The following is a 9,859-nucleotide window of genomic DNA, read 5'->3' on the forward strand; positions in this document are numbered from 1 at the left end:
GGCCAACCCCGCGGCGGACCGGGGGGCGGGGGGGGGGGGGGGGGCGCGGGCCCGCCCCGCGGCCGGGCGGGCGAGTTGAACGGGGGAGGGATCGCGATCGTGGAGACGCGGAAGACGAGCCGGCGCTGGCTGATCCCGCTGCTGCTCGGCGCCGTGGTGCTGGGCGCGGCGGGGGGCTTCGCCTACGTCCACTTTGCCGACGCGTCGCCCAAGGAGGTCCCCGGCGTCGACGTGGCGCTGGGCGAATTCACCACAAATTTGGCCGACGTGGACCAGCGTCGGATCATTCAGATCCAGGTGACGGTCGAGGCGGCCGGCCCGGAGGGCCAGAAGCTCCTGCAGGAGCGCCAGGCCGCCGTCCAGGACGCCGTGAACCGCACGCTGCGCTCGTTCCTTGCGGACGAGCTGGCGGGCGACAAGGGCGCGGACCGGCTCAAGGCCGCGCTGCTCCCGGCGATCAACAGCGCCGCCGGGCAGCCGGTCGTGCGGGCCGTGTTCCTGACGCGCATGGTCATCCAGTGAGTGGAACGGAGGTGCGGCGTGGAACCGACGCTCAGCAGTGAGGAACTCGACGTCCTGCTCTCGGCCCTGGAGCCCGGCGCCGACCGCGTGCCGGCGGGCGCGCGGTTGCGGCGGTACAACTTCCGGTTGCCGGACAAGTTCTCCAAGGACCAGCTGCGGACAATCCTGATGCTGCACGACAACTTCGCCCGCGGCGCGACGACGGCGCTCTCGGCTCACCTGCGCTCCATGGTGCAGGTCAACACCGAGACGGTGGAGCAGACGACGTACCGGCAGTTCACCCAGAGCGTCACCGAACCGGCGATCCTGGCCGTCGTCGCCATGCCGCCGCTTCCCGCCCGCACCCTCTGGGAGCTGGACCCGGCGCTGGCGTTCGCGCTCATCGACCGCGTGCTGGGCGGGCCGGGGGTCTGGCCGGAGCGCTCCCGCGCGCTCACCGACATCGAAGGCGCCGTCGTGCGCCGGCTGTTCTCCGGGATGCTGGGCGCCTGGCGCGAGGCCTGGAAGAACGTCACCGAGATCGCCCCGCGGCTCGACACTGTTGAGAGCAACCCGCTGTTCGCGCAGGTGTGCGCGCCGGAGGACATCGTGCTCGTCGTGCACCAGATCGTCGAGCTGGGCGGCCGCCGCGCCCCGCTGAGGATCTGCATCCCGTATCGCACGCTCGAGCCCGTGCTGCCGCGGCTGTCGGCGCGGGAGTGGCTCGGTCACGAGCCGGTGCGCCAAGCCAGCCACAAGGAGGCAGTGCGCCACCACATCTACGAGACCCACATTCCCCTGTGGGTGGAGCTGGGCCGGGCCGAGATCACGCTGCGAGCGCTCCTGGCGCTCAAGCCCGGGGACCTGCTGCGGCTCGACCGCGGCCCCGAGCAGCCCGTGCGGCTGTTCGTCGGCGATCGTCCGGTGTTCCGCGCCCGTCCCGGCCGGCGCGGCCGGCGTCTCGCGGTGACCATCGAGGGAAAGGAGCATGCCGATGAGTGAGCAGCCGACATCGGAGGACATCCGCGAGCTTGTCGAGTCGCTCGATGCCGAGCGCTGGCAGGCGGAAGGCGAGGGCGCCCCGGCGGTGGAGGTCCGGGAGGCCGGGGCCGCGCGGGAGGAGGTCGCGGCCGCCGCGGCGACGGCCACCGCCGCGCGCGCGTGGGCGCCTGCCGACGGCGTGCAGGGTTCCCGCGCCGTGCCCGGCGGGCTGGACATCGTCATGGACGTCCCGCTGGAGGTGACGGTCGAGCTCGGGCGGACGCACCAGCGCGTGCGGGACGTGTTGGAACTGGGCCCGGGGGCCGTGATCGAGCTCAATCGCATGGCCGGCGAGCCGGTCGACGTTCTCGTCAATGGACGGGTCGTGGCCAAGGGCGAGGTCGTCGTCATCGACGAGGCCTTCGGCGTGCGCATCACCGAGATCCTGAGCCCCGAACAACGGCTGGATCGGTTGACCTGACGGAAGGGGGGCGGCGGGGTGGAGGGCTTCTGGCTTTTCCTGCGGACGCTCGGTGCGCTGGCGGTCGTCGTCGGCGCCATCGTGTGGGCCGCGCGGGTGCTCGGCCGCCTGCCGGCGAATCGCGAGCGCGGCCGCATGGAGCTGCTTGGGGCGCTGCCGCTGGGCGGCCGGAGGAGCCTCGCGCTCGTGAAGGTCGGGCGGCGGGCGCTCGTCGTCGGCGTGTGCGAGCGTGAAGTCGCGTGCCTGTACGCCATCGAGGACCCGGCGGAAGTGGCGGAACTCGCCGGCGAGCGGTGGATGTCCCTGGACGAGGCCGCGCGTGCGGAACCGGTCCTGCCGCGCCTCGATTGGAGCGCCATCCGGACCGCCCTGCGCAGGGGGGGCGCCGAGCGGACGTGACGATCACGATCGGCGGCAGCAACGGCCTTGTGCCGGCGTTGCAGATCATTCTCTTCCTCACGGCTCTCGCGCTGGTGCCGGCCGTGCTCGTCATGATGACGGCGTTCACCCGCATCCTCGTCGTCCTGTCCTTCGTGCGGACGGCGGTGGGCGCCGGCCAGGTGCCGCCGAACGCCGTGATCATCGGCCTGGCGCTGTTCCTGACGATCTTCGTCATGGCGCCGGTGGGACAGGCCATCTACCAGCAGGCCTGGGTGCCCTTCCGCGCGGGCCAGATCGACCAGGCCACCGCCCTGCGGCGAGCGGAGGGGCCCGCACGGGACTTCATGCTGAAGCAGACTCGGGAGAGCGACCTCGCGTTGTTCTGGCGGCTCTCCGGCCACACGGGCCAGGTGCGGCGGGAGGACGTGCCGCTCACGGCGCTGGTGCCGGCGTTCGCGATCAGCGAGCTCAAGACGGCGTTCGAAATGGGTTTCATCATTTATATTCCGTTTCTCGTGATCGACATGGTCGTGGCCAGCACGCTCATGTCCATGGGCATGCTGATGCTTCCGCCGGTGCTGGTGTCGCTGCCGTTCAAGGTGCTGCTGTTCGTGCTCGTCGACGGCTGGCACCTGGTCGCGCAGAACCTGGTCCAGGGGTATTAGGAGGACGTCGATGACCGACGGCATGGTGATCCAGTTGTCGCGCGACGCGATGATGACGGGGCTCCTCGTGGCGGCGCCCGTGCTCGGGATCGGCATGGTGGTGGGGCTCCTCGTCAGCCTCTTTCAGGCGACGACCCAGATCAACGAGCAGACGCTCGCCTTTGTGCCGAAGATCCTGGCCATGCTCGGGGCGCTGGCGCTCTTCGGCCCCTGGATGCTGCACGTGCTCGTCGACTACACCACCCGGGTGTGGAACCTCCTGCCGGTTCTGGGCGGCGGGGCGTAAGGGGGGAGCGGAGTGGACGGTCTCCTGTCGGTCTCGCTGGACCGCTGGCTGGTGTTCTGGGCCGTCGTGGCGCGCGTGAGCGCGGTCGTCGCCACCGCGCCGGTGTACGGAGCGGCCTTCGTCCCCGGCGTGCTCCGGGTGGGCCTGGCGCTGGCCGTGAGCTACGCCCTGTGGCCGTCCGTCGCCGCTCCGGCTCCGCCGTCCGATCTGTGGGGCGCCGCGGCGTTCGTGCTCGGCGAGGCGGTGACGGGGCTGGCCATCGGGCTCATGAGCCGGATGGCGTTCGCGGCCGTGCAGGCGATGGGGTCGCTCCTGGACTTGGACCTCGGGTTCGGCGCCGCGAACCTTCTCGACCCGGCGTCGGAGCAGCCGCTGCCGCTTCTCGCCAACTTCATGAACCTCTTCGCGACCGTCGTCTACCTGCTCTCCAACGCGCACTACGTCCTCTTCGCCGCCATCGCGGACAGCTTCCGCCTCCTGCCCGTCGGCGCGTGGACGGCGCCCTCGTTTGCGCGGCCGGTGCTGGACGCCTTCGTGGCGTCGTTCCTCACCGCGGTGCAGCTGGCCGTGCCGATCCTGGCCGCGTCGTTCCTCGTGACCGTGGCCCTCGCCGTGTTGTCCCGGGCCGTGCCGCAGCTGAACGTGTTCCTGATCGGCCTTCCGGTCAAGTCGGCCGTCGGTCTCGCCGGCCTGTCCCTGCTCCTGCCGATCTACGCGGGCATGATGCGCCGGATCTTCCCCGCGGACGCGGCGGCGATCCTGGGCCCGCTGGGAGGGAGTTGACCGTGGACCTGCAGCTCTTCGCGGAGGAGCGGCGTTTCCCCGCCACACCGAAGCGCCGGCGCGAGGCGCGGCGGCGCGGCCAGGTGGCGCACAGCGGCGACCTCTCGGCGGCCGTGGTCTTGCTCGGCGTGGCGGCCGTCGCCCAGTGGTGGGCGCCGGCGGCGGCGCGGCGGGTGGCCGCGTTCGCCGTGCACCTCTGGTCCACGCCGGTCGGCGGGATCTGGGACGGCCAGGCCCCGTACGGTGTGCTGGCCGCGGCCACGAGCGCGTTCCTGGGCGCCGCGGCGCCGCTGCTCGCGGCCGGGGCGCTGGTCGGGGCAGCTGTGGGCGTGGCCCAGTCGGGGTTCGGCTTCAGCCTCCTCGCGGCGGCGCCGCAGTGGTCGCGCGTCAATCCGCTGGCCGGCATCGGCCGGCTGTTCTCCAGCCGCTCGCTGGTCGAGCTCGTGAAATCCCTGCTGAAGCTGGCCGTCGTGGGCGCGCTCACCTACGCAAGCGTCGCGCGGACGATCTCCGCCATGCCGGTGTGGCTGGAAAGCGGCGTCGGCGGGGCGATGGTCCAGGTGGCCCAGGCGACGGTCACGCTGATCTGGCGGCTCGGCCTCGCGTTCCTCGTGCTCGCCGCGGCGGACTACGCCTACCAACGCTTCATGCACGAGCAGAGCCTGCGCATGACGCGCCAGGAGGTGCGCGAGGAGACGCGCGAGTCGGAAGGCGACCCGCAGCTCCGCGCGCGCATCCGCCGCCGCCAGCGGGAGATCGCGAGGCGCCGCATGCTGCACGACGTCCGCCACGCGGACGTCGTCGTCACGAACCCGACGCATTACGCGGTGGCCCTCCGCTACCGGCCCGGCATCGAGGCGGCGCCGGTGGTCGTGGCCAAGGGGAAGGGCTGGCTGGCGCTGCGCATCCGGGAGCTGGCGCGCGCCCACGGCGTCACGGTGATGGAGGACCCGCCCCTCGCGCGGGCGCTCTACGCCGGCACGAGGGTGGGCCAGGCCATCCCGATCGAGCTCTATCAGGCCGTCGCGCAGGTGCTGGCCTACGTCTGGCGCTTGAAGGGGAAGGTGTCGTAGGTGATCGCGCGCGTTTGGTCGTCGGCGGGGCGCTTCGGCGCGAGCGACCTCATCCTCGCGGCCGCGGTCGTGGTCGTCGTCCTGATGATGGTCATCCCGCTGCCGGCCGGGATCCTCAGCCTTCTGATCTCGCTCAACATCGCCGTGTCGCTCGCCATCCTGCTCGCGACGACGTACCTCACGGACCCGCTGGAGCTCTCCGTCTTCCCGAGCCTTTTGCTCGTGACGACGCTCTACCGGCTCGCGCTGAACGTGTCGAGCACCCGGCTCATCCTTCTGCAGGGCGACGCCGGCGAGGTCATCCGCAAGTTCGGCGAGTTCGTCGTCGGGGGCAACCCGGTCGTCGGATTCATCGTCTTCCTCATCCTTGTCCTCATCCAGTTCCTCGTCATCACGCGCGGCGCCGAACGCGTGGCCGAGGTCGCCGCGCGGTTCACCCTCGACGCCATGCCGGGCAAGCAGATGGCCATCGACGCGGACCTGAACGCCGGCCTCATCGACGACCAGGAGGCGCGCCGCCGCCGCCGGGAGATCGAGCGCGAAGCCGACTTCTACGGCGCCATGGACGGCGCGAGCAAGTTCGTCAAGGGCGACGCCATCGCGGCCCTCGTCATCATCGGCATCAACATCGTCGGCGGGTTCGCCGTAGGCATGTGGCAGCACGGGCTGTCGTGGAACGACGCCCTTCTGAAGTACACGCTCCTGACCGTCGGCGAGGGCATCTCCGCGCAGATCCCGGCGCTCCTGATCTCCACGGCGACGGGCATCGTCGTCACGCGGGCCGCGAGCGCGGAGAACCTCGGCGAGGAGATGCGCGCGCAGGTGCTGACCCGCCGGCGCCCGCTGGCGATCGCCGCCGCCACGCTCGGGGTGCTTGGGCTGGTTCCGGGCCTGCCGAAGCTGCCGTTTTTCATCCTCGCCGGCGTCCTGGGCTTCGCGGCGTGGCGGATGAAGGAGCCGGGCCCGGCGCCGCAGGCGCCCGGCGAGGCGGCCGTCGCCGCGCCGGCGCCGACGACGCCGGAGCAGGCCGCGGCGCTGGTGGCCGTCGACCCCATGGAGATCGAACTCGGGTACAGCCTCCTGCCGCTCGCGGAAGGCGAGCACGGCGGCGAGCTCATGGCGCGCATCGGCGCCATCCGGCGGCAGGTGGCGACGGACCTGGGCCTGGTCCTGCCGCTGGTCCGCGTCCGCGACAACGTGCAGCTCGCCCCGCAGGAGTACGTCGTGAAAGTGCGCGGCGTGTCCGTGGGGCGCGGCGAGCTGTACCTCGACCGCTTCCTCGCGATCGACCCCGGCGGCGTGCAGGACGAGTTCCCCGGCATCCCGACCCGGGAGCCGGCTTTCGGCCTGCCGGCCATGTGGATCCGCGCCGAGGACCGCGACCGCGCCGAGAGCGCCGGGTACACGGTCGTCGATCCGGCGTCGGTGCTCGCCACGCATCTCATGGAGATCGTGAAGCGCCACGCCGCCGACCTCCTCACCCGGCAGGAGGTCAAGGCCATGCTCGACGTCCTTCGTGACCGTTCGCCGGCGGTCGTGGACGAGATCGTCCCGGGCATCCTGCCGCTCGGCACGGTGCACCGCGTCCTCCAGAACCTCTTGCGTGAGCGCGTGCCCATCCGGGACCTGGTGACGATCCTCGAGGCGCTCGCCGACGCCGGGCAGCAGACCAAGGACGCCGACGCCCTGACCGAAACGGTGCGCGCGGCGCTCGCGCGGCAGATCAGCGCCGCGTTGCCGGTGGAGCAGGGGTACCTGCCCGTGGTCGCCCTTGCGCCCGAGGTCGAGGACGAGCTGGCCCGAGCGGCGACGAGCGAGGGCGCCGTCGACCCGCAGCGCCTGCAGGAGATCCGGAAGAAGGCGCACGACGCCATCCAGCGCGTGCGCGCCGAAGGCATCCGCCCCGTCGTGCTCTGCTCGCCGGGCGTGCGGCTGGCGTTCCGGCGGCTGATCGAACGCCAGCACGCCGACGTGCCGGTGCTGGCGTACCACGAGCTCGCGGGCGACATCTCGGTGAAAGCCGTTCAGGTGGTGGACTGACGTGATGATCCGCAAGTTCCGCGCGCCGACGTTGCAGGAGGCGCTGGAAGAGGTCCGGCGGACCTTCGGCCCGGACGCGGTGGTCCTGCAGACGCGCCGCGGCGCGGACGGCCTGCTGTGGCAGCGCCGCCCTTGGGTGGAGGTGACGGCGGCGCCCGCGGCCGAGGCGGCGCGGGCGAGGCGGGAGGCGGCTGCCGCGACACCGGCGCCCGCGCAGGCGCCCTCCGGGGACGCGCCCCGGCTGGACCGCGCAGACACGAGCGACGAGGCCCTCGCGGCGCTGCGCCGCGCCGCCCTCGCTCCGCAGGCCGTCGCCGTCGCCCCGGCGCCGGCCGCGCCCGCAGCGCCCTCCGCGCCTGTCGCGGCCGCCGCGCTCGCAGCCCCGTGGACGCCGCCGGCCGCCCCGGGGTTCGGCGCGCTCGCCGAACCGGCCCACGCGCCCCAGGCGGAGCCGGCGCTGGCCCCGAACCGGCTGCCGGCGTGCCGGGTGATCGCGGTGATGGGACCTTCGGGCGCCGGAAAGACGACCGCCGCCGCGTCCCTCGCGGGCCAGGCCCGCCGCCTGGGCCGCGGCGTGCGTCTGCTCGTCGCGGGCGCCTACCGCCCGGGCGCCGCCGCCCAGCTGCGCGCCCTGGCACGGGCGCTGGGCGTGGATGTGCAGGAAGCCGGCTCCCCCGGGGCCCTGAGCGCGGCCCTCGGAGAGCCCGGCGTGGACTGCGCGGTGGTGGATTTGGCGGCCGCCAACCGTCTCGATCCCCGCGCCTGGTCGGAGTTCGCGGCGTGGACGCGCGCCCTGCCCCCGGACGCGTGGCGGCTCCTCGCCGCGCCGGCCGGCTGGCACGGGCGCGACGCCGAGGCGACGCTCGACGCGTACCTGGCCCTCGGCCCGTGCGACCTCATCCTGACCAAGTGCGACGAGACGGAAGACGATCGCGCCCTCGCGCGCCTGGCCGCGGCACGCGGCATGGCCGTCGCCTTCTGCGGGCTGTCGCCCGCGGTGCCGCTCGGCCTGCGGCCGGCCAGCGCGGTGTGGGGGAGGGAGGCGACGGTGCCATGACCGCGACGATCGGCGCTCGCCTCCGCCAGCGGTCGATCGCCGTCACGAGCGGCAAGGGAGGCGTGGGGAAGAGCAATGTCTCGCTCAACCTGGCGCTGGCATGGGCGCAGCGCGGCGGCCGCGTGCTCGTCGTGGACGCGGACTTCGGCCTCGGCACCCTGGAAGTGCTCCTGGACGTGCTGCCGCCGCACCACCTCGGCGACTGGCTCGAAGGCCGCGCGTCCTTTGAAGAGATCCGCCTGCCGGTCGCCGATCGGGTCGACCTGCTGGCCGCCGGCTCCGGGCTGTGGGAACTGGCCTCCTTGCCCGGAGACCGGGTGCGCGCCGCCATCCAACAGATGGCGGACGCCTGCCGCGGGTACGACATGGTGCTCATCGACACGGGCGCGGGCGTCGGCCCCCAGGTGCTGGGGATCCTCGCCGCCGTCGGCGAGGTGCTCGTCGTCACCACCCCGGAACCGACGGCCGTCACGGAGGCCTACACGATGTTCAAGGCGCTCCGGCACGTGAACCCGGACGCGACCGTGTACCTCCTGGTGAACCAGGCGACGGACCACGTGGGGCGCGAGACGGCGGAGCAGCTCGCCCTCGCGACGGAGCGGTTCCTCGGCTGGAAGTCGGCGTACATCGGCGCCGTCCCGAGCGACTTCCAGGTGGGCCTGGCCGTTCAGGAACGGCGGCCGTTCCTGCAGCTCTTCCCGCAGGCGCCGGCCGCACGCGCCGTGCGCCGCATCGCGGACCGGCTGCGGGACGCCCCGGTCCGGCCGCGCAGCCTGCCCGCCGTGCTCGGCCGGGTGTGGCTGTCGTCCGCCGAGGCGGAGGGCGAGCAGCGCCCGGGCCCTCCGGAAGACGCGGGCGCGGAGGCGGAGACCCGCCGGACGGAGCCTGGAGCGGAAGCGCCGGCGGCGACGTCCGCGGAGGTCGCCGCTGCAGAGGTCGCCGCCGCTGGACAAGCCGACGAGAGCGGCGTCGGAGCCGGCGCTGGCAGCTGGTCGCCCGTCGGCATCGATCAGCTGCGGTTGACGCCCAACCAGCGCATCGAACTCGTGATGGAGGACGGCACCCACTACCAGACGTGGGCGGAGGCGTTCGAGGGGGACATCCTCCGTGTGGCCGCGCCCATGCGCCGGGGCGACTGGGTGCGAGCCCCCGTGGGCGCGCGCATGACGGTGCGCTTCCACGATCAGGTCGCGAGCTTCGAGTTCCCCGCCGCCTTCGCCGCGAAGGACGGCGAGGGCGTTTGGCAGCTGCGCCTGGGCGAAACGGGCCGGCGCCAGCAGCGGAGGCACCACGTGCGCTGGGAGTGTTCCCTGCCGGTTCGGTTCTACTGGTGGGCGAGCGATCCGTCGGGCGCTGCGGTCGCTTCGGGCAGCGGCCACGGGCGGACCGGCGACATCAGCGGCGGCGGCATGCTGCTCATCACGGAGACGAATCTCCCGGTCGGGGCGCAGCTGGACGTCCAGGTGGACCTCGACCAGCGCACCATCGCCGCCTCGTGCCGGGTGCTGCGGATGACGAAGTCCGTTCAGCGCGACAAGAACGGCACGGAGGAGTTCTGGTACGGCGTGGAGTGGACGGCCATTTCGCGCCGGGATCGGGACGCCATCGTGG

Annotated in this window: 11 protein-coding genes; all 11 read left to right on the forward strand. The window is 73.0% G+C overall.

Going from position 1 to position 9,859, the window contains the following annotated elements; genetic code table 11:
• Window positions 1-99 precede the first annotated feature (99 nt).
• Entirely contained in the window at window positions 100-522 is a 423-nt protein-coding gene (locus tag IRZ18_06530; GenBank protein ID MBX5476761.1) for a flagellar basal body-associated FliL family protein, read from the forward strand.
• Between the two features lie 18 nt (window positions 523-540).
• On the forward strand, window positions 541-1,503 hold the full coding sequence (gene fliM / locus IRZ18_06535) for a flagellar motor switch protein FliM (protein MBX5476762.1): 963 nt from the start codon (window positions 541-543) through the stop codon (window positions 1,501-1,503).
• A complete protein-coding gene (fliN, locus tag IRZ18_06540; protein ID MBX5476763.1) occupies window positions 1,490-1,963 on the forward strand; it encodes a flagellar motor switch protein FliN in 474 nt (157 codons plus the stop codon). The genes fliM and fliN overlap by 14 nt, the downstream gene beginning before the upstream one ends.
• A gap of 18 nt (window positions 1,964-1,981) precedes the next feature.
• Window positions 1,982-2,362, forward strand: a complete 381-nt coding sequence (locus IRZ18_06545) for a flagellar biosynthetic protein FliO (protein ID MBX5476764.1) — start codon at window positions 1,982-1,984, stop codon at window positions 2,360-2,362.
• On the forward strand, window positions 2,257-3,009 hold the full coding sequence (gene fliP / locus IRZ18_06550) for a flagellar type III secretion system pore protein FliP (GenBank protein ID MBX5476765.1): 753 nt from the start codon (window positions 2,257-2,259) through the stop codon (window positions 3,007-3,009). The genes IRZ18_06545 and fliP overlap by 106 nt, the downstream gene beginning before the upstream one ends.
• A gap of 10 nt (window positions 3,010-3,019) precedes the next feature.
• Window positions 3,020-3,295: a flagellar biosynthesis protein FliQ gene (gene fliQ, locus IRZ18_06555; protein ID MBX5476766.1), complete on the forward strand. Its 276-nt coding sequence runs from the start codon at window positions 3,020-3,022 to the stop codon at window positions 3,293-3,295.
• A 12-nt stretch (window positions 3,296-3,307) separates the two neighbouring features.
• A complete protein-coding gene (fliR, locus tag IRZ18_06560) occupies window positions 3,308-4,078 on the forward strand; it encodes a flagellar biosynthetic protein FliR (protein ID MBX5476767.1) in 771 nt (256 codons plus the stop codon).
• Between the two features lie 2 nt (window positions 4,079-4,080).
• Window positions 4,081-5,151 carry a flagellar biosynthesis protein FlhB gene (flhB, locus tag IRZ18_06565; protein MBX5476768.1) on the forward strand — a complete coding sequence of 357 codons (1,071 nt, stop codon included), beginning with the start codon at window positions 4,081-4,083 and terminating at the stop codon, window positions 5,149-5,151.
• A gap of 3 nt (window positions 5,152-5,154) precedes the next feature.
• Window positions 5,155-7,191 carry a flagellar biosynthesis protein FlhA gene (flhA, locus tag IRZ18_06570; GenBank protein MBX5476769.1) on the forward strand — a complete coding sequence of 679 codons (2,037 nt, stop codon included), beginning with the start codon at window positions 5,155-5,157 and terminating at the stop codon, window positions 7,189-7,191.
• A gap of 1 nt (window position 7,192) precedes the next feature.
• The gene (locus IRZ18_06575) at window positions 7,193-8,248 is read left to right on the forward strand and encodes a hypothetical protein (protein ID MBX5476770.1); all 1,056 of its coding nucleotides are present in this window, start codon (window positions 7,193-7,195) and stop codon (window positions 8,246-8,248) included.
• Window positions 8,245-9,859: P-loop NTPase (locus IRZ18_06580; protein ID MBX5476771.1), on the forward strand; the 1,615-nt coding region annotated here is incomplete at its 3' end. The genes IRZ18_06575 and IRZ18_06580, both read left to right, overlap by 4 nt.

It is taken from the genome of Clostridia bacterium, assembly GCA_019683875.1.
Taxonomy (GTDB): domain Bacteria; phylum Bacillota; class Sulfobacillia; order RBS10-35; family Bu92; genus Bu92.

Excerpts from the sequence above, each read along its gene's own strand:
- fliN (MBX5476763.1), top strand. The coding sequence starts at position 1,490 with ATGCCGATGAGTGAGCAGCCGACATCGGAGGACATCCGCGAGCTTGTC.
- fliQ (MBX5476766.1), top strand. The coding sequence starts at position 3,020 with ATGACCGACGGCATGGTGATCCAGTTGTCGCGCGACGCGATGATGACG.